Origin of the sequence: Symbiopectobacterium purcellii (assembly GCF_019797845.1) — a bacterium.
In the GTDB taxonomy this organism is placed as follows: Bacteria; Pseudomonadota; Gammaproteobacteria; order Enterobacterales; family Enterobacteriaceae; genus Symbiopectobacterium; species Symbiopectobacterium purcellii.
This window is the reverse complement of the sequence record NZ_CP081864.1, coordinates 1,810,363-1,830,621: the sequence shown is the minus strand read 5'-3', so window position 1 is coordinate 1,830,621 and position 20,259 is coordinate 1,810,363. Positions and strand designations below refer to the sequence as shown.

Below are 20,259 nucleotides of genomic sequence, written 5' to 3'. Positions count from 1 at the left end.
TCCCGGCCAAAGGCCGGGATAATAGCACGCTGTCGCAGTCGCTTATACCGACTTACTGTGCGGCACGCGCCTTCATCCATTCTGGCTTCTGGAATTCACTGAACACGCTGCCCGGTGCGTTGATCGCAGCAGCATACTCCTCGGATTCCACGGCGGCTTTGATATCTTTGGCAAACGGTTTATCAATATCGTCCGCACGCACGGCAATCACGTTTTTCAGGTTTTCGTCCAACGTTTCCAGCTTGAGAGCAGTAGACAGTTTCAGTCCGGCGGCAAACGCAAAGTTACCGTTAACCAACGATGCGGTTACGCTATCCAGCGTGCGCGGCAGTTGGGCTGCTTCCAGCGGTTTGAATACCAGACCACGTGGGTTATCAACAATATCTTTTTCTGATGCTTTGGTGGCATCAAGCTCCGGTTTGATGGTGATCAACCCAAGCGATTGCAAAAAACGCAGTCCGCGTGCCAGATTGGTCGCATCGTTGGACAGGGTAATCACATCGCCTTTTTTCAATTCGTCCAACGAGTGGATTTTTTTAGAGTAGAACCCCATGCTCGCCGTCGGCACGATGATCAGTTTCTCCAGCTTCAAGCCTTTGTCAGCTGCAAACTTTTCCAGATAGAGTGAGTGCTGGAACAGGTTGGCATCGATACTGCCGTTCGCCAGCGCCAGGTTGGGCTGCACGTAGTCGCTAAACTCACGTACCACCACTTTATAGCCCTTTTTCTCGAGCTGCGGTTTGATGGTCTGATTTACCATGTCGCCATAAGGACCGGGTGCCACACCAAACGTCAGCGTCTGCGGATCGGTGCTGGCCAATGCCGTGGAAGTGCCCGCCACAAACGGCAGTGCGGAAAGAAGCGCCGCGCCCAGCAACGCGCGAAAACGATGGGTCAAAGTCATTGTGGTTTCCCTGTTTTATATTGTGTACTGCATTATGAAAAATCCGCTTTGGGATGATAAAGATTAAATTGGCATATCTTTATGTCGGCGACACGTTAGCACAGGCAAGGCAGGATCAAAACAGCATGCTAATCAGGACGATAATTCCCTTTTCTTATCTCCCGCGCCGTTGAAAAAACGGTATAGTGGTCAGTGCTGTTGCTGCCGGGGCGTGAAGGCGCGTCCTCCCATTCGTCATCAGAGGGTTATCATGCTTACTTTATGGGGCCGAGAGAATTCGAGTAATGTCAAAAAAGTCCGCTGGCTCGCCGCAGAACTGGGGTTGAGTTATCAGCACATTCCAGCAGGCGGTCAGTTTGGCCGTAATCGCGAGACGGATTATCTGGCCATGAACCCCAAAGGGCTAATCCCCTGCCTGCAAGACGATGACCTGGTGTTGTGGGAATCCAACACCATCGTTCGTTATCTGGCCGCAAAATACGGTCAGCAGAGCCTGTATCTGGCCGATCATGGTCAGCGCGCCAATGCAGAAAAGTGGATGGACTGGGCAATATCGTTGGCCGTACCGTTTGGCAGCGTATTTATTGGCCTGGTGCGCACTGCGCCTGAACAGCGTGATGTTGCCCTGATTGCCAAACAGAAAGCAGAGTGCGAACGCCTGCTGGCTATCGCTGACGATGCGCTCTCCCGTCAACCCTGGCTGTCCGGGCCGGCATTCGGTATTGGCGATATTCCTCTGGGATGTATCGCATATGGCTGGTTTAACATGGACATCGAACGCCCGTCATTGCCACATCTGGAACGCTGGTATCAGCAGTTGACCGCGCGCCCCGCCTTCCGCGACACGGTCATGCTACCGTTAACTTGATGCGATTTATCCGGCGTCATTCTTTAACGGATGTGCGCCGGTTATTGCAGCCCGACACGTAGTAATTTGCCATCGCTGTCATCGGTCAGCAGGTACAGGTAACCATCCGGTCCCACCCTGACGTCGCGGATACGTTCATTACGATCCGTCAGCAAGCGCTCCTCAGACAGGATTCGATCGCCTTCCAGCGTTAAACGGATCAGATTGCGTTCTGCCAACGCGCCGATAAACACAGAATTTCTCCACTGCGGGAAGCGCTCGCCCTGATAAAATGCCATACCGCTGATACCGGGTGATTTTTCCCACACGTGCACCGGATCGGCCATGCCCGGCACGCGGGTTCCCTTCGCTTCCGGAATTTTCAGCCCAGAGTAGTTGATACCGTGCGTCGCCAGCGGCCAACCGTAGTTTTTACCGGCGGCGGGAAAGTTGATTTCATCACCACCGCGCGGACCATGCTCGTGCTCCCACAGCGTTCCGGTAACCGGGTTAAAGGCCAGCCCCTGCGGATTTCGATGGCCGTAAGACCATATTTCCGGTCGCGCCCCGGCCTTGTTCACAAAGGGATTATCGGCTGGGACTTTGCCTTCGGCCGTCAACCGCACAATCTTCCCTTGCAGCTTATCCAGATCCTGCGCGGTGGGGCGTTGGTTATTTTCACCGAGCGAGATAAACAGCATACCGTTTTTATCGAAAGCCAACTTGCCGCCAAAGTGATTGCCGCTGGAGAGTTTGGGCTGTTGGCGGAAGAACACGGTGAACTGATCCAAACGACGATAATCCTCAGATAAACGCCCATAGCCCACGGCAGTGCCGGCGTTACCGTCATCGCCCACTTCGGCAAAACTCAGGTAGATACGCCGACTTTGCGCAAAATCCGGGGCCAGAGCGACCTCCAGCAAGCCCCCCTGAGATTTGGCAAATACCGCCGGTACGCCCTCAATCGGTGCGGAAAGCCCTTTTCCCTCCTGCCAGTGCCGCAATTGTCCGGCGCGTTCGGTGATCAGCATGCCGTTATTTCCCGGTAAAAAAGCCAGTGACCAGGGGTGGTTCAGTTTATCTTGCAACTCGGTCACCGCAGGCTGCGCCGCCAGCAACGGCGTGGCAACAGTAAGTGCAAGCAGCAGCAAACCGCGAGCAAAGGCAGTAACGATGAGGGTCAATGAAAACAGCATGGTAGGGCTCCTTGGCAAGGCATTTCACTAACTGTAGGCAGCACGGTCACGGCACGCAAAAAAAGCGGGGGCGTTTTACTTTTCTTGACGTTAGCGCGACCAGAATACGCAAAACACGCGCCAGATAGCGCATGTCGCCACGTTCTCGCATTACCCCCACACTTAGCTGTATAATGTTTGTCGTATTGTCATTAAAATCCCGCGCCATTGATGCAAAGTGAGTAACGTTGAATGTCCCACACAAAAACACCTGCCGCCGCGCCGAAAGTCGGTTTTGTCAGTCTCGGTTGCCCGAAAAACCTGGTCGATTCCGAGCGTATCCTGACCGAATTGCGTAATGAGGGCTATCAGGTTGTGCCAACCTACGATGACGCCGAAGTGGTTATCGTCAATACCTGTGGTTTTATCGACAGCGCGGTGCAAGAGTCGCTGGAAGCCATTGGCGAAGCGCTGAACGAAAACGGCAAAGTGATCGTTACCGGTTGCCTTGGTGCCAAAGAGAACCAAATCCGCGAAGTGCATCCAAAAGTGTTGGAAATCTCTGGGCCGCACAGCTATGAGCAGGTGATCTCGCATGTGCATCATTATGTTCCCAAACCGGCGCACGATCCCTTTACCAGTCTGGTACCGGCGCAGGGCGTCAAACTGACCCCCAAGCACTATGCCTATCTGAAAATTTCTGAAGGCTGCAACCATCGCTGCACCTTCTGTATCATCCCGTCGATGCGTGGCGATTTAGATAGCCGCCCCATTGGTAGCGTGCTGGATGAAGCCAAACGTCTGGTCGAAGCCGGTGTAAAAGAGCTGCTGGTGATTTCGCAGGATACCTCGGCCTACGGTGCTGATGTGAAGCAGCGCACTGGATTTTGGAACGGACAACCGGTAAAAACCAGCATGGTCAGTCTGTGTGAACAGCTTGCCTCACTGGGTGTGTGGGTGCGGTTGCACTATGTTTACCCCTATCCACATGTGGATGACGTGATTCCGTTGATGGCCGAGGGCAAGATCCTGCCCTATCTGGATATTCCGTTGCAGCACGCCAGCCCAAAAATTCTCAAGCTGATGAAACGCCCCGGTGCGGTAGAACGTACGCTGGAGCGCATCAAACAGTGGCGTGCGATCTGTCCCGAGCTGACACTGCGCTCCACCTTTATTGTCGGCTTTCCCGGTGAAACCGAAGACGATTTCCAAATGCTGCTCGATTTTCTGAGCGAAGCGCGGCTGGATCGCGTGGGCTGCTTCCAATACAGCCCGGTAGAAGGCGCAACTGCAAACGCCCTGCCGGATCAAGTGCCGGACGCTGTCAAAGAAGACCGTTTCCACCGCTTTATGGCACTGCAACAGCGTATCTCCGCAGAACGCTTGCAGGAGAAAATCGGCCGCACAGTGCGCGTGCTGATCGATGAAGTGGATGACGAAGGCGCGATTGGACGCAGCATGGCCGACGCACCGGAAATCGATGGCAGCGTCTACCTTAACGGCGAAACCAGCGTCAAAGTGGGTGATGTTGTGCAGGTGCTTATCGAACACGCCGATGAATACGATCTGTGGGGCAGCCGGGTAAGCTAACCGGATCTCACACCGCACAAACCGGCCCGTTGGCCGGTTTTTTTTGCCTGCTTTTCGCGCAATCGCACAACAATCAATCAATAATCGGCTATTAGCTTGGCTATGGCTTGCTTACGCCAGACGGGTAAAGTAGCCTTTGCTCATGATCATTTTTCTCATTTTGATACCCGTATGAGCATATGGAAACGCCTGATCGTCGGTTCAGGTATTGTTCTTTGCGTATCATTACTGTCAGCATTCGCTCTGGACCGGTGGATTGGTTGGAAAACGGCCCCCTACATCTATGACGATTTAGCGACGCTGCCGGAGCGTCAAGTGGGCGTAGTGCTGGGCACGGCAAAATATTACCGCGTTGGCGCATTGAATCAGTACTACCTGTTCCGTATTCAGGGGGCTATCAATGCATACAACGGCGGGAAAGTCAGCTATTTGCTGCTCAGCGGCGATAACGCGCTGCAAAGTTACAATGAGCCGATGACCATGCGGCGCGATTTGATCGCGGCGGGCATTTCACCCAGCGACATTGTGTTGGATTACGCGGGATTTCGCACGCTGGACTCGATCGTGCGCACGCGCAAAGTGTTTGATACCAACGATTTCACCATTATTACCCAGCGCTTCCACTGCGAACGCGCGCTGTTTATCGCTATGCATATGGGCATTCAGGCACAGTGTTATGCGGTACCCTCACCGAAAAACATGATGACGATCCGCTTGCGTGAGGTGGGTGCCCGGCTGGGGACGCTGTTCGATCTCTACATTCTCAAACGCGAACCCCGCTTCCTGGGCCCGCTTGTGCCCATCCCGGCAGAGCATAAAATTGCCAAGGATGAGCCTGATTATCCTGCTGTCCCCCCCGAATTGCTCAGCACGTTAGACAATCCGCCCGCTGAAAAAGCGCATGACGGCAGCGCCGACGCGAATGGCGCGTCGGCGCCACAACAGCCGTAATACCGGTGCCAACGCTAGCAGACGACGTTATCGGGCCAGATTAACGCGAAGGCCCGGCAATCAGCCTGGTTAAACGCCGCCATCCCCATTCCAGTGGGCCTTGTTCAAAATTACGCAGCCAGTAGTGCGCCACTACACCGTTAATCAGCCAGATAAACGGCACGATACCCAGCAATTGCAAACGGTCGAACTGCATAAAACCGCCCCAGTGATAAAAGAACCGTGTACAGATCAGCGTCTGCAACAGATAGCTGCTTAACGCCATCCGTCCGATGTCACCTATCCAGGAGGACACTCGCCATTGCCGCAGCGTTGACCAATACCCGTAGCAGAGCGCCAGATAACCGATGCCCTGAATGGGCGCGGCAATATCGCGAGGAATTTGCAGCAACAGCCCACTCCAGCGATACTCCCAGGCAAGATGCCACTGTAACACTATGCCGACAGCGTCAATCAGCAGTCCCCCAGCGATGAACCACAGCGCAACCTTGCGATAATGTGCCGTGCTGAATTCACCACGTAGCCAACCGCTGCGCATTAACCCCGCACCCAGCAGCAATGAGCCTGCCAGCATCCAGCCATATTGCACACCCAGCGACAATAAACTCTCGACCAGCAGATCCACACGATTGCGCCACGCTTCAACGCCACCCAGTTGGAGCCAATAGGCTTCATACGCCATGTCAGCGTCACCTGGCAACCAGTAACGCCCCGGCTCCGGGCTGAGAATCTGGCTTAACACCACCAGCATGCCAACGCCTACGGCGTACATCACCACGCCCATACGCATCAGCATGCGGCTACTGTCCGCCTGTCGGATCAGGGTAAAGCAAAGCAGTCCGATCAGGCCGTAATCCAGCAAGATATCGCCATCCCACAGGAAAATACCGTGCAACAACCCAATAAGCATCAACCAGAACAGACGAGCATGCACCCACCGCGTACCGCGCGGCAGCAGCAACTGTAAGCCTGCACCAAACAACAGAGCGAACACGGTCAGAAACTTCGCCTGCGCCAGCAGATCCATCACAGCCCAGGTCAGGGCATCATGCAATGCAGGGTAACCGGCATAAGCGGGATTGAGATAAGCGGCCTTGGGCAGGCCGAATGCGGTGATATTGAGCAATAAAATGCCCAATACGGCAACGCCGCGCACAAAATCCAACGTGGCGATACGGCGAGACGATGACGGAGAGAGAGGCTTCATAGGCGTTTGTGCCAATCCAAAGGGCCGCATGCCGCCAACAGCCACACCCGGTGGCTGCGGCACAACGATCAGTGCTGGTGGTGACGCACAGCGCGCAAGAATTCCTGACGCGTATTCTGGCTCGATTTGAACAGGCCACCCAGCGAAGTGGTAGTGGTCGCACTGGTTGCATCACAAATACCGCGCGCTTTGACACAGTAGTGCACAGCATCAATCGATACTGCAACATTGCTGGTACCCAGCAGGGTTTGCAGCGCGACAAGAATCTGCTGGGTCAAACGCTCCTGTACCTGCGGACGCTGTGCAAAAAACTGCACGATACGGTTGATCTTCGACAGGCCAATCACCCCTTCCTTCGGGATATAAGCGACAGTTGCCTTGCCATCGATGGTAACAAAATGGTGCTCGCAGGTGCTGGTCAGTGTGATATCTCGCACCGTCACCATTTCATCCACTTTCATTTTGTTTTCAATGATGGTGATTTTAGGGAAATTGGCATAGTCCAGCCCGGCGAAAATTTCATCCACATACATTTTTGCGATGCGATGGGGGGTTTCGGCCAAACTGTCATCTTGCAGATCGAGGCTCAGCAGATTCATGATTTCGGTCATGTGTTCGGCGATGCGTGCCTTGCGAGTGGCGGCATCCAGCAGCGCGCCGCGCAGCGGGGTTTCCAGACCGCGCGCCAGCAACGCTTCATGAACCAGCGCCGCTTCGCGACTCAACGTGGGGGTCATTCTCTTTCTTCTCCGGCAGGTGTGACATTCCAAGCGCGTTCACTCTAGAGGAGTGACGCAGGATTATCCAGTGATTGTACTTAACGGGAGAGAAAAAGTGAAAGCTTGATGATGTAGATTTAAAGCGGGTTTAAAGCAGAGTGTTAGCGCAAGACGAACCATGCCAGCGTGCTGATGTGAGTTGTTTTGCGCTAATTTTTTGTCCCATATATGCCCCATAGCCATCCTTGGCATTCACACGTCACAATCTGGCACAGTACGACACGTGCACGGCACTCAGATCTTAGTGGTTGGAATCGGTTGACTATTGGTTTCATTGATAGGTAAAATCGCTCGACCTTATAGCCGAGCAGCGTGGGCTTTTGCTTAACTTTATATTTAACAATTAATCAACAAAGCCTCCGGCTTCCTGTCCCGTGTGGGGCATGATAAAGTTATTGGCCGAGAAAAACGGTGAGCCTTGAGAGGGGCAAGCGATAAGCACGGTTCTTCTTTAACAAGGCTTTGTTGAATAAACAGATTTTATGCTGGCAGCCCAGTGAAACAACGGAGCCTCGCAACGCAAAATCATGCAGTTAGGCCTCATGAGAAAACTGTACACCTGAGGTGACGAGCTTTTTCTACCAAAACTTGCTTGGCAAAACAGCATGATTACCTATTATTCAACAAAGCCTGTCAAGGAAAAACAGGACAGAGAACTGATAATATTCAACTTAATTAGAGAAATATTTGAAAAATGAATTTTTATTTGGAATTAAGAAAATTAAATAGACAAAGAAACATTAAAACAAAAGCATTAAAGAAAAAACTAAAAATTTTTTTTCTTAAGCTATTCTATCGAAAAAAAAGCACGTTTATTAAAAATGATTACAAAAATATATGTATATTTATGCATTCTCAGGCCATTGGAGATGCTATTGTAACATCAGGTATAATTAAAGCACTTAGAGATAATGATTTTAAGGTTTACGTAATAATACCTCCCAAGATATCATTCTTATTCATAGATATGATCAAAATTGATGGTTTTTTTATATATCAAAAAAATGATTTTAAGAAAATCAGAAAATTATTAAAGTTTAACATTGATTTGGTTATTGATCTTGCTGACTTTGATACATTTTCTTATTACAGACTTAAAACGCTATCATATATAAAACCAAAACACGCAATCAGTTTTAATCAACCTCAAAATACGATATTTGACACGAATATTATCACGCATAAGTCTGAGCACATTACAACAAGAATGATAAGCATCATTAAATTTTTTTCTATTGATAGTAAGTGCCAACCTTACCTCACATTCAATGAACATTATGTTTATGATGCATATATCTTTTCTCAGCAAATTAAAATGAAAAACGAAAAAATAATTATATTCAATCCATTTGCATCCCAAAGAAACCGTAGTTTATCGACTAATCAAATTAATATAATACTAACTTACTTAAACACATTGGTAGGATATAAAACTATTGTTTTTAATTTAGGTAACGAAATAAATAATCGTTTGATGAAGAGCATTGAGATTAATCCTTTCGAGGATGCAGAGCGCTCATTCGCTCTTGTTCAATATGCAGACATTGTTATTACAGTAGATACTGCAGTTGTTCACCTTGCTAGTGCGCTGAATAAGCGGCAATTCTGCATTTATAATAATCGTTTGTTTAATTCTGTTTTTGAGAATAATATAGTGTGGGGGCCTAATAGTAACAAAGCCACTCAATTGACAACAACTCAGTTTTTAAAAACTGAGATAGGGGATGATATAACATCATTTGATACTTCAATTCTAATAAAAGCATTAAGAAAAGAGTTAAATAAAATACAAGAATTTAGATCGTGACTCAGATTGTTTGATAATAGAAGATAGTCATATGCCATTGAGTTTTCCTGTCATGTATCATTTCTTATTTTTCTAAAACAGATTCGGGTAAATAGTATGATTCAATATCATTCAACAGAGTCAATTACATTTTAAATGTGTTAACGGCATAGAAATAATAAAGTGAGATAAAATAACTCGGCCAGTTCGCGCAGAGGCACTGATGACTGTCCCGGCTCTTTGAGGGGGCCGGGGCAGTTATGGTGCCGACGCTAATTCCCCGTTTTTTTCACCTTCAGGCGCTTCCGGCCATTCAATATCCGACGCTGTATCCAACTCGAGGCGGTTTAGCAACACGCGGTAGGTTTTCCACGCGACAAGCTGCGCCCTTTCTGCCTCAGTGGCCATATCGAGGTCTGTTGCATCCTGTAGCGGCTGAATACGCGCACTCGCAACGGTCAGCCGTGAAGCTAATTCCTGCTTTGCCGCCTGCTGCGCCGCTTGGACTTCTGCTGTGTGTTGGGCGGCTTTGTCTGTTACCCATTTCTTGTCGTTCCAGGTATCAAATTCCGTTGCCGGAGACAGTAGCGTTACCGCTTCGGGGAGCTCACCCATTTCCGAGACAGTCGAGGCTTCACGTGTCCCGGTGTTGTAAACGGTTTTACCCCGATAATCGGGTACATGCTCCCAAGACAACCCGTCAAGGCTGCGCCGTAATGCCTGACCCGCCGGCGGCAACACCGGTTTATCGGGGTAACTGTGCGCAGGTAAACCTACGTCCGCCATCAGATATTCATCACTGGCACTCAAGTATTCCCGTGTGTCCGGATGCACATGATAGACCGTGATCCAGCCAGCCTTTTTGCTGAGGCCGTTTTCGCCTAATTCGGCAGTCTCAATATCCGTTGAATAGTGGCTCATCATGCTGCTCTCACAATGTAGTTAAAGGCGATATTGCGCGGGCGGGTTTCGTTAGCGGTTCGTGTTTGTAGCGAGGAATCAAACACCCCGCGTGCGCCACTTCTCGCACGTGTTGATACCGCGTCGAAATTAACCGTCGCGGTGCTGTCGATGTATAACGCCCCGGAGGGAGGATAATCGATAGCTCCATCAGCCGCCATATCGTCTAGAACCCATTTTGCTGTTATCGGTTGCATCGCATCATTCTGCGCCGAGAGCAGTGAACGCCCCGTATCAACACCGCGCCCATCATCCCAGCCACGAATAAACTCGCCGCGCAGGTCGGGCAGCTTGCCGGTGGGGTAGAGAGAGGCTAAAACCGGATAGGTGGTTTTGTTAAAAATTTGCCCTTTGCATTTCAACCATCCAGAAGGGGGATCTTCGCCTGGGAACGGCAGCGGAATACCCGCCAGTTCATTGGCGGTGAATACCTGCGCCCATGCAGACCAGGGCGCACTCCCAAAATCCCGACGACTGCGAATATAAAGCGGGGCATGAGCACCACTGGTGCCGATCCAGCCCATCAGCAATTCACCCTCCCCGCCAGCCGATGCGCCTTTGAGATGGATAACATTACCGTAAGGGATCGGATAACCATTGTTGTAGGCTTCATACAGCTGGATACCGGGCGTACCCTGATCGTTGCCACTTAATGCCGGAACCAGGCCACGGGATACCAGCGTATTGACACTAATGTCAGCCGAACCGTCAAACGGCACGCCGTTAATCTTTCGCGCCGTTGCCAGTTTGGTTGCAGTGGCGGCGTTGCCCGTGGTAGCTTGACTACCGGCAGCATTAACGCCGGGAAGGTTAATGTTGGCCGTGCCATCAAAAGATACGCCACCAATGGTTCGCGCCGTTGCCAGCTTGGTGGCTGTATCTGCCGCCCCACCATCGGCAGTCGCAGTAACAGTGATGTTTGCTGTACCGTCGAACGCTACACCATTAATCGTTCTCGCTGTCGCCAGTTTAGTCGCGGTAGCAGCATTACCCGATGTTGCTTGCGTGCCAGACGCATTAACACCAGGGAGGTTAATATTAGCTGTGCCGTCGAAAGATACACCGCCAATGGTTCTTGCCGTTGCCAGCTTGGTCGCAGTGGCGGCATTACCGGTGGTAGAAAGAGTGCTGAATATTTGTTTCAACGCCGTCAGTACCTGTGTATCATCTGACGCATCAAGTTCATTGCCAGCCTCTTCAATGATATTGGCGAGTTCTTCCTGCATTGCATTAAAAGCAGCCGCACGTAAGCGTGTTGCTGAAATACCGCTAGCAACATTGCCGTCAGTATATTTCCCGTCTTGAGCCGTACTCTCTACCTGCCCTATTCTCAGCATGGGTTATCCTCACTTATTGATAAGCGATTGAAATGTGACGTAGTGGTGTTAACTACTCGTAATTAAAAATAAGTCGTAAATGGGAGGGGGCTATTTTGGTGATCGCACATTCAAGTTGCTTATTTCCCCATGATGCCAACGGGTCAGTGCAATAGGCTCCACCCGCAACAGCATATTTCATCGTGGTCAGCGGGGAATTGATGCGCCAGGTAAACGGCCACTCATCGCCATTAAGCGCATCACCGCATACCGTCATGCCTGACATGGCAGGCCGAAATTGCGAAATAGTGATGGTGTAGCCCAATGCAGCGGCTACCTGGATATAATATTGACGGCTGAGCCCTCCGGTACTGATTAACTTGGACACCACCGCCAGTTGGCGATCGCTGATCCCACCGATTTCACCAATTGCGCAATCGTCTGGCAGACCCAAGGTATTTTCCCATTCAGTGAGCAGGATCGTCGCAGCAGAAGGGAATGCGCCCACCAGCAATCGCTGAGCATCATCATCTGAACGTGCGAACGAACGCGCCAGCGCCCGGATCACGGCAGCCTGCACGGTTGTTGACTCGCGCGGCCAGGCGCGCCCCTGCGGTAATAGGTTTTGTAGCGCGCCGCTATAATCTGTTTTCGAGAATAGACTCATATAAAATCTACCTGGCCTAGGACCGGGATTTCCCCCACACCCAGTACAATATTGGCGGTCGGTGCATTGAGAATGTATCCCGCGGTTCCCGTGACATCACCGATGCTTTGATTGATATCCGACAAGTACACTTTGCCGGTGCCGTCTGGATTGGCATTATCAAAAAAAACGTCCGTTAGTGCATCCTTGATCGCCTGTACCGTGGTGCTGTCAGCACTGGTTAAACCCGAAATCTCAAAATCAATAATGCGCTTCACCGGGGCACAAACAAAAACTATCGCGGTATCGGTCTGGCGCGGGTAGATGTAATCAGCAACAGTAAGCTGGTCACCCGTTGCATTGATCGCTCCCCAGTCCTCCAAAGGCGAAATACCGTCTGTCCCAACTGGAAAGCCCTCATTGTTGTTCTCATCACACATGATATAGACCCCTACGGTTCCCGCACCGCTCAAACGCCGTTTTACCCAGGCGCGGGTGACACCTGACACGGCCAGCGCCCATTTTTTATAATCGGCATCGCTCCCACCTTGGGGGGCGTTTTGGTAGGCATAGAGTACGCGGGAGCGGAAAACCTCTTCATCTTCAATATCCGTACCTCCGGTAGCAGCCGTGTTTAGGGTCACCGTGGAGTCAATGCCCAACCATGAAATATCCAGGGATAGCAAGGTACCGGCATCCGCGTTACCCTTATCGCCACCGGTGGTTGCATCTTCTTCCGGGTCGAGCAGCACAGCAGTAATGCTCCCGCCAGCCGTGCCATCACTGCCCAGAGTGATCGCTTTATCCAGGGTGTACTGATAGCCATCGCTGCGGTTGAGGATGGCGCCGGCAGTCACCGTTGATCCCTTGGAACCGGTGAACACCACGGATGAGCAGGTCGCCGCCACCGCCGCTTTACGGTAGATAGCTTTCAGTGCCCCCCAGGCGGCAAGGTATTCATCCGTGGCGGTATAGGGCACAGCCTGTTTGGCAATCCAGTCCAGATAACCGTAATGCAACCAGGCCATACCCGCGTCGGCATCTGACAGTACCCGCAGATTGGAGAACCGCAGTAGTGCACCAATGTCCTGTAATTCAGATTCGACAAATGCTTTGTTTCGTTCACGTAGCTCTGTCAACGTCGGGCGGTTAAATGGCATTGTTGATTTGCTCCCATACCCATGAGAATTTTATTGATGTGCTGGTTTGGTCAGGCATTTGATAAGTGATCGTTAGATATAATCTGGCCGGATAGACAATCTGAGCTTCAACGCTGAACGCAGAGACCACACCATCATCAATTAGCCACTGCAACGCCTCGGTGGTGTAATCTTCTGCCCGTTGTGCGGTGTTGGTGGTTAGTTTTTGTCGATTAAGTAGCCACAGCCGGGAGCCAATGTTATCAGTAGACCCCGTGTCGCCCCACCAACCGCGCCGCGCTTCGCCATCATAATCGTCATCACTGCGCGCCTGGCGGTCAGTGAACAAACTGATCAGAATGGCGGTTTGGAGGTCATCGCCACTGGCCAGATCGCCCATTGAGGTTTGCCAATCCCCCCGCGCTTCATCCACCACCCATAGGGTTTTAATATCAGCCATCAGACAGACTCCGTGGGCTTATCGCTGGTTAACGTGGCGCTACCTGGTTGTACCCCGGAAAGGGCGTGTTCGTGGTGGTTAAAGGCTTCCCGTAATTGTTTTAGCGTGGCAGATTGCGTATCGCAGTTATCCGTAATATTTCCGGTCACCTGCAGCTCGGGGGTTTCCAGCCGGATTTTTTCTGATGCCGTTACCGTCACTGTAGTGGCATTGTTGACCACTACCGGTTGGTTTTTGGCTTCCACTTCAATGCCGGTTTCCGTCAGCTTGATGTGCATGCCCCACTGGTTATAGATAACCGTCTCGCCCGGATTAAGCCCAGTATGGCGATAATCCTGATTATTGGTGGCAATCACTACCGCATTGGAGCGATCACCGCCCAGAAACGCTAGCAGCACATCACTGCCTGCAGGTAAGCCAGAGGAAAACCCGAATTCCGCCATGCGCGGCGTATCACCGCGAATTTCCAACGGCACCTGATACTGAATTTTCTGCACTTTCCCGGAATCAGAACAGGCGGTAACGGTGCCGATCCCCAGCATCATCAATGCCCGCCGGAACAGATCATGCATGTTCATTGGGTAAGCTCCTGCAACAAACTGTAGAACTGATAGGGTTGGACAATGAACGCTTCTGGCGGCATCAACAGCATTTGCGCATGGGTGCCGCTGTCATCACGGGTAAAAGTGACCTCGCCCAACAACCAGCTTTCATCCTCCAATCCCATGACTGGGATCGAAATTGGAATTAAGGTGTTTGGCTGCCATAGCGCACCGGAACTGTCCCGCCAACTGTCAATGGTGACCTGCAATTGTCTAGAGCGGCCATAGCGGCGGTTCATTTCCCAGTTAATGCATTGTTCTGCCAGTTTGTTGGCCGCCATAGTGCTTTCGACAATAGTGATGTGCTTGCGGTAGCGCATGGTGGCCACATCAGGATCTTGTGCCGTAGCCAGGGTGAGAGAACTGTAATCACCTTCCAACTTATTCAACGACAACGACAAGCCGACATAATCAGAGAAACGCTCATCAACACTGGACTGAAAAAAGGCTTGTTCAATATTGACGCCCTGTTCTACCCCACTTGCGGCGGATTTGGCACCCACGCGGGTCAGGTACAGATTACCATCAGGTTTGTCGTAATAAAGGAAGGCCGAATAACGCGAAATTCTATCGATAATGGCCTGTGGTGACTCGCCAAAATTGATTGTGAACTGGGGCACCGTCACCATATCGGTCACGTCGCTGGTCACCGAGATGCCGTAAGGCGCCGCCAGTTTTTTGGCGATGTCCAGTGCGGTCGAGGTGTTGATGACGTTATTTTGCCATTCGGCAGAGCAGTCCACCAGATCCTGGCATTTGCTACGCCCCATGGCACGAACCTCATGCTGGGAACGAAACAGGCCAGATGTCCAGCGGTCGAGATAGCCGGTGATCACCAAGTCATCGCCAAGCGCTACCGTGCATTTATCACCTGGGTTGACGATCTGCCGTTCTTTATCGCCTGTGGCGTAATAGTCCATCAAGCCAAGGTCAAAATCGGACGGCAAGCGTTCAATGCTGCGCGTAACACGCACGCGATCCCAGCCGGTAATCGCACGGTTTTCAACGGTCAGAATTAATTCATCATTCATGACGTCAGCGCCTTAAGCGTTGTCGGCATAAATGCCGGATGCACTGGATTGGCTGATTTAATCAGTGAACCGGCACGAGAGGCATCCTGATAGAGTTGATTGGAGAGAGTCAATGCCGGGATGGGGTGCGGCAGCGTCACCGTTTTGACCTCTGCCAGATCGGCACCCGCAGCACGCATCACATCCGTAATGTCGGTCCTTAGTACCAGCAATGCCTGATAGACCTCGATGTATCCCGCATCCGCAGCGGTCACCGCTGCCACATCCAGCGCAGTACTCACCCGACTCAACACCGCTGTCGCATCATCACGACTGGTCGGGGTATAGGTCGAGGCCACATAGGCCATAGTGGCGGCACAGGTAATATTAAGATAATTCAATGTCGCGGTTTGAATGGCGGTGTCCTGATCATCACCATACAGGGTGGTGTCAGTTGTTGCTGACAGGCGTTCAAACACCCGCAGCAAATCGGCAACATTGGGTACCGCCGCCATTACCGCAGCGATCGTCTGCTGCGTGTTATCAGTTAGGCTATCAATCTCTTCTGTTGCCAGCAGGGCACTGATTGTGGCGGCAATAACCGCGCGATCCTGCACCACCGTTGCCATTTTATTCGCAACCAGCCCATCGTAATCAGTGGTATCACCCTCAGTTGTCGATGTTGCTGCAACACCTGACGTATTTCCCCCGACACTGCCACTGTTATAACGACCATAACGTTCACTGCCGAAAGTACTTGATAGCACATTGCCCAAATTGGTGACTTCATTAGATAATGACGTGACTGAATTGATCCAGTATGACAGGGTGGCCTTTATGGTTTTTATTGCCTGGGTAACGGTTCGCAATGCCCCTTTAACCGTCGCAATATAAGTGGTCGCTGTTTTTGAAATAACGGACGCCCAGGATTCAGTCACGGATGACTTCGCTTTAGCAGCATCAGTAATAGCAAATCTTTTTGCACCTGATTCAATAACCGAGAGAGTGAATGAAAACATGCGCCCCTGTTCCATGCTTTCGGAGAGGCGAAGCCCACCAGCGGGAATACTGACGATGATCTCTCCCAATGTGGGATGAACCAGGGTACCGGCTTCCCCGGTTTCGCAGGCAGCAATCAACGAATCGCGTTGCTTGAATACATCGGATGCGGTGTAAAGCTTGCTGCTCTGGACAATAAAGCCCCGGAGAGTGATTTTCCGGTTGGAACGCCCCATATCCTCGATCCATGGTACATCCCGGTATGGGTATTCGTGCACAGCCTGACGGCGGCCAAAGGAACCATCAGCAGAGATCACCGCAAAGGGTACCCCACGGAACGACGCTTTTTGCAAATTTTTGGTCCAGTCCCAGCTGTCACCACCAGTAGATACCAGACTTTGCAGCGATGGAATAACTGACATTTACTTTCCTCCGAGCAAAAAAAAAGCCCCGACACGCGGAGCTGTTGTTTCGCAAATTAACTGACGCTACAGGGCAATATTGCACAGTTTGGTAAATTTTTTGACACTGGAAACCGGATCATATAATCCAATTTTATAAGGGCGATAGGCGTACTCCAACTCTTCCAGTACATAAAACCCTTTCGGATTTTTCGCAAGAAGTTTCAAAATGGTCAACAAAGTTTCATGATCATCGAGTGTAATACCAATCGAGAGAATATTTTGCCGGGTCAGCGGTCCTTCCATTCTGAATTCGGCACCGTCTATTTTAAATATCAATGCGCCATAAAGGTCTTTTTTCAGCAGTGTGCGCTGGTCTGAAAAGTAATAGGTCAACGACAACCGGCCTTCTTTGCATTTGAAACCGATCATTTTACTCTCACTAACCGGCAAGACCATTATGGCGTTTTCATTGCCTTTCAGTTCTTGTTTGTTAGTCGTGATGTTCCATGAGAGCGCCTGGGTAGATAATAGGGCAAGCAACAACAAACACCATTTACGCATTTTCAACCACCATTACCATTGCATAGCCGTTGATATTTTTGGACCTGTGCCGGAGAACGTTTTCTTTTCTCCGGTTTTGTCATCCACCAGCGTGACCTCGATCTGCATCTTGTTGTCCACCAGCACAGAGCGAATCGCATTGGATACCTTATCAGCGATAACATCCCCACGACCTTGATCTTGCTGCCTGAAAATGGAATCGCTGGCATTCTGTTGATTTTGTTGATTCACTGTAGCATCAGACTGCCCAACCTGGCGTTCATCTTCCGGCACTGACGGGCTGAATATCGGATCATTGGTGTGCTGCTTGCGCTCAGGGTAGTGGTCGTCGTTATCCCACCGCACGGGGCTCTGTTTACCCAAGGAGAAAAGATTTGTGTCACGCAGAGGGTCTTCTCCCCCGTTGCTCACCTGTCTTTGTGATCTCCACTGTGGATCATCCAAGTTCTGATTACGCACAGGCGACAGTGTGTCACGCCCACCCAAGGCGTTCCAGCGTTCATCCCGCTGCCCCTGCTCTTTACCGGTTGGCGTAGACAGGTTTTGATTACGCTGAGCGTAAAGGTTATTGCTATCACGTAACCCGCTCCAGCGAGCATCATGTGTTGCGTTAGCGATCCCGTTCATTATATCGCGGCCACTGAATGGCTGAGCTTTATTCTCATGCTTGATCATCGCTGCCATTAACGTCTGTAGCGTGGCGGGATCATGCAGGTTCAGCGGTTGTGACGGTTCATACCCTGTTGTTTGCGAAACGGCCCTAATATAAGATCGAGTGTCATTTTCACGAGGGGGGGCGTAGGTAGAAATAATATCGTTTAACCTGCTGGTCCCGCGATCACCATATAACATCAGTTGGCGCGCCATCGCCGCCAAGCCATCGTTTGGAGAAGCAAAGGTGGCAAAACCGCCATTGCTCCCGGTTGTATTGGGTGCAGTTCTCAGATTGCCCGGATTATTATTTCGCAGCCCCAGTGTCTTACTGCTTGGTTCGTTGAAAGGGCCATTGGCTGGATTGGCAGGTTCATAAACTCTGGGGGGGTTAACCGTTGCCATATCCTTTTGCAATTGCTGTGCCGTCCAATCTATTGAATATTTACGGTTCAATTTATCTTGCAACGGTTTACCTGGGCGCCCAATGGCCAGCTCGACCCCTTCTTTAAACGTTAAAGCATCTTTAAATTCTTTATCCCTTCTTGCTCGGGCCATCATGTCCTGTTGTTTATCGCCATGATAAAACTGATTTTCATCATCCTTATCATGTTTTTTCATTTCTCTGAGGGCCTTCGAGGTTGGATTATCTGATTCTTTTCCCAACCATGCCTGAGATTTTAAAATCAACCCATCGTAACGGGATGAAATTTCATTAATGTTTTGCCGAAAGGCCACGGCATTTTGCACGTCTTTATCGCTGAGAATCAGCCCATCACGTTGTGCCTGATCCTTAAGTTTTTGCACCTGCTCTGTGGTATTACGCAAATAACTCAGTAATTCGGGAGATAAAGCCAGTTTCTGGCTCCACAACGCCTGTTTTCCGGGAGACAGGGTCTGCATTTTTTGGTTAATGTCATCAATCAATCGGCCAATATCCACCAGCCCTTCTTTAGTGGGATGGATGTCTATTCCTTCCTGCAATAACAACCCCATAAACCCAGCGTTTTGCCCGCGCTTGGCATCACCGGCCTTATTAAACAGGTCTACCAGTGCATTTTCTGCATCCTCACGCTTCGATCCATTTTCAACCATCGCACCGGTCAACTCTTGGAGCGCCCTGGTAGACATACTTATATTTTTTGCTGTGGTATCCATACGATACCCATAATTAGCAAAATTGGTCATGCCCTTCATCGCTGCATTTATGGCTGTAGCCACACCACCCAACCCGGCCGTCAGACCGGTGATCATCTTCAACGGTGGGACTATGTCGCCGATAAACTGAACGCTATCCTTCGCCGACCGGCCCAAGCCGTCCATAACTTTATTGATTTTAGCCACACTATCAACTGACTCACTACCTCCCAGTTTTAAACCATCCTTGGTTTTATCTAATTGTGGGTTAATACGACGAATGGCTTCTTCTATGCGAATAACCGTGGCACTAGCTTGATCATTAGCTGTCAACTCAAAATCGAATGCATTAGCCATTATTATTCGCCTTTATTTTTGCAATACGTTTTGCCTGGGATGCCCACCATTGTAGCTTTGTGTAGGTCATCCCCCAGGCGACATCAGGTTCCCAATGGAAATATAACGTGATATCAGCAGCCAGTTCGCGCCACGCTTCTATTTCTCGTAGGTCAAAAAACCCAACAAAAAACCCTCACACTCGCGATAATCGGTGAATGCCATTCGCCCCAGTGCAGACTCAGGCACACCAGAAACCAGAGAGATAAGTAAGCGCATCGCAGCCAGTGAACTTGATTTGGTCTGTTTGTCGTAGAACTGCTCAACTTCCAACAAAGCAGGTTCACGCAGTTCAATCTGTTCCCAGGCGGTTTTCTGCGTCTTATCGTCTAACGGTTTCGATAATGGAATGATTTTGGTTTTTTCCATCTTAGTACTCCTTGACGCTACCACCTTCGAAACGAAGGGTAAGCGTGGCATTTTCTGATTCAACGTCTTGGGTATTTACCGACCACATAGCGGTACCCAGGATAGTTTTCCCGTTCGCCAGTTCAGCGCTGACCGTGACGTTGGTCATGCCATTAAAATCGGAAACAGTGGTACCACCGCTATCTCGCACCTGAATCGAAATAAACCCGGATGTGGGTTTTTCGCTATAACCATGGATCCCGTCCATACCGACTAACGTGGTGCGTTCGACACCCGACGGGCGATATTGAAACTGGCCAGCAACCATAATACTGAGGCCATCCACGGTAACGTACGCCGTTCCCGCCAGACGATTTGATGTATCTGCCAT

20 protein-coding genes and 1 pseudogene are annotated in these 20,259 nt (G+C 50.6%); 4 read left to right on the top strand and 17 right to left on the bottom strand.

Annotation, left to right across the window (positions count from 1 at the left end; genetic code table 11):
* Positions 1-52: 52 nt before the first annotated feature.
* On the bottom strand, positions 53-904 hold the full coding sequence (locus K6K13_RS08545; RefSeq protein WP_222160411.1) for a MetQ/NlpA family ABC transporter substrate-binding protein: 852 nt from the start codon (positions 902-904) through the stop codon (positions 53-55).
* A gap of 250 nt (positions 905-1,154) precedes the next feature.
* Between K6K13_RS08545 and K6K13_RS08540 the strand changes: the two genes are divergently transcribed.
* On the top strand, positions 1,155-1,772 hold the full coding sequence (locus K6K13_RS08540; RefSeq protein WP_222160410.1) for a glutathione S-transferase family protein: 618 nt from the start codon (positions 1,155-1,157) through the stop codon (positions 1,770-1,772).
* Positions 1,773-1,813: 41 nt separating this feature from the next.
* Here the strand turns inward: K6K13_RS08540 and K6K13_RS08535 are convergent, their stop codons facing one another.
* Positions 1,814-2,947 carry a PQQ-dependent sugar dehydrogenase gene (locus tag K6K13_RS08535; RefSeq protein ID WP_222160409.1) on the bottom strand — a complete coding sequence of 378 codons (1,134 nt, stop codon included), beginning with the start codon at positions 2,945-2,947 and terminating at the stop codon, positions 1,814-1,816.
* Between the two features lie 231 nt (positions 2,948-3,178).
* On the opposite strand from K6K13_RS08535, the gene rimO reads away from it, so the two are divergent.
* Entirely contained in the window at positions 3,179-4,516 is a 1,338-nt protein-coding gene (rimO, locus tag K6K13_RS08530) for a 30S ribosomal protein S12 methylthiotransferase RimO (protein ID WP_222160408.1), read from the top strand.
* Positions 4,517-4,693: 177 nt separating this feature from the next.
* Positions 4,694-5,467 (top strand): outer membrane permeability protein SanA, encoded by a 774-nt coding sequence (gene sanA, locus K6K13_RS08525; RefSeq protein WP_222161019.1) that lies wholly within the window; start codon positions 4,694-4,696, stop codon positions 5,465-5,467.
* 40 nt (positions 5,468-5,507) lie between these two features.
* Here the strand turns inward: sanA and yeiB are convergent, their stop codons facing one another.
* Together yeiB and folE are read right to left on the bottom strand one after the other, a co-directional pair.
* The gene (yeiB, locus tag K6K13_RS08520) at positions 5,508-6,674 is read right to left on the bottom strand and encodes a DUF418 domain-containing protein YeiB (protein WP_222161018.1); all 1,167 of its coding nucleotides are present in this window, start codon (positions 6,672-6,674) and stop codon (positions 5,508-5,510) included.
* A 68-nt stretch (positions 6,675-6,742) separates the two neighbouring features.
* Positions 6,743-7,411 (bottom strand): GTP cyclohydrolase I FolE, encoded by a 669-nt coding sequence (gene folE, locus K6K13_RS08515; protein ID WP_222160407.1) that lies wholly within the window; start codon positions 7,409-7,411, stop codon positions 6,743-6,745.
* 748 nt (positions 7,412-8,159) lie between these two features.
* Here folE and K6K13_RS08510 point away from each other — a divergent pair.
* Positions 8,160-9,260, top strand: coding sequence for a glycosyltransferase family 9 protein (locus tag K6K13_RS08510; RefSeq protein WP_222160406.1), 1,101 nt, complete (start codon positions 8,160-8,162; stop codon positions 9,258-9,260).
* A 237-nt stretch (positions 9,261-9,497) separates the two neighbouring features.
* Here K6K13_RS08510 and K6K13_RS08505 read toward each other — a convergent pair whose 3' ends face one another.
* The 13 genes and pseudogenes from K6K13_RS08505 to K6K13_RS08445 form a co-directional block, all read right to left on the bottom strand.
* Entirely contained in the window at positions 9,498-10,163 is a 666-nt protein-coding gene (locus tag K6K13_RS08505; protein WP_350338151.1) for a tail fiber assembly protein, read from the bottom strand.
* Complete coding sequence (locus tag K6K13_RS23725; RefSeq protein WP_434064607.1) at positions 10,160-10,561, bottom strand: phage tail protein; 402 nt, start codon at positions 10,559-10,561, stop codon at positions 10,160-10,162. Before K6K13_RS23725 ends, K6K13_RS08505 begins: the two co-directional genes overlap by 4 nt.
* Positions 10,562-10,612: 51 nt before the next feature.
* Positions 10,613-11,230 (bottom strand): annotated as a pseudogene (locus K6K13_RS23175) (tail fiber domain-containing protein); the annotation flags it as partial.
* Between the two features lie 358 nt (positions 11,231-11,588).
* On the bottom strand, positions 11,589-12,182 hold the full coding sequence (locus tag K6K13_RS08495; protein WP_222160404.1) for a YmfQ family protein: 594 nt from the start codon (positions 12,180-12,182) through the stop codon (positions 11,589-11,591).
* On the bottom strand, positions 12,179-13,321 hold the full coding sequence (locus K6K13_RS08490) for a baseplate J/gp47 family protein (protein ID WP_222160403.1): 1,143 nt from the start codon (positions 13,319-13,321) through the stop codon (positions 12,179-12,181). The genes K6K13_RS08495 and K6K13_RS08490 overlap by 4 nt, the downstream gene beginning before the upstream one ends.
* Positions 13,311-13,763 (bottom strand): phage GP46 family protein, encoded by a 453-nt coding sequence (locus tag K6K13_RS08485; RefSeq protein WP_222161016.1) that lies wholly within the window; start codon positions 13,761-13,763, stop codon positions 13,311-13,313. Before K6K13_RS08485 ends, K6K13_RS08490 begins: the two co-directional genes overlap by 11 nt.
* Positions 13,760-14,338 (bottom strand): phage baseplate assembly protein V, encoded by a 579-nt coding sequence (locus K6K13_RS08480; RefSeq protein WP_252120455.1) that lies wholly within the window; start codon positions 14,336-14,338, stop codon positions 13,760-13,762. Before K6K13_RS08480 ends, K6K13_RS08485 begins: the two co-directional genes overlap by 4 nt.
* Positions 14,335-15,393, bottom strand: a complete 1,059-nt coding sequence (locus tag K6K13_RS08475) for a phage baseplate assembly protein (RefSeq protein WP_222160402.1) — start codon at positions 15,391-15,393, stop codon at positions 14,335-14,337. The genes K6K13_RS08480 and K6K13_RS08475 overlap by 4 nt, the downstream gene beginning before the upstream one ends.
* The gene (locus K6K13_RS08470; protein WP_222160401.1) at positions 15,390-16,793 is read right to left on the bottom strand and encodes a DNA circularization protein; all 1,404 of its coding nucleotides are present in this window, start codon (positions 16,791-16,793) and stop codon (positions 15,390-15,392) included. Before K6K13_RS08470 ends, K6K13_RS08475 begins: the two co-directional genes overlap by 4 nt.
* 66 nt (positions 16,794-16,859) lie before the next feature.
* Positions 16,860-17,336, bottom strand: a complete 477-nt coding sequence (locus tag K6K13_RS08465; protein WP_222160400.1) for a hypothetical protein — start codon at positions 17,334-17,336, stop codon at positions 16,860-16,862.
* Between the two features lie 12 nt (positions 17,337-17,348).
* Positions 17,349-19,481: a hypothetical protein gene (locus tag K6K13_RS08460; RefSeq protein ID WP_222160399.1), complete on the bottom strand. Its 2,133-nt coding sequence runs from the start codon at positions 19,479-19,481 to the stop codon at positions 17,349-17,351.
* Between the two features lie 138 nt (positions 19,482-19,619).
* On the bottom strand, positions 19,620-19,889 hold the full coding sequence (locus tag K6K13_RS08450) for a phage tail assembly protein (protein WP_252120454.1): 270 nt from the start codon (positions 19,887-19,889) through the stop codon (positions 19,620-19,622).
* Position 19,890: 1 nt separating this feature from the next.
* A complete protein-coding gene (locus K6K13_RS08445; RefSeq protein ID WP_222160397.1) occupies positions 19,891-20,259 on the bottom strand; it encodes a phage tail tube protein in 369 nt (122 codons plus the stop codon).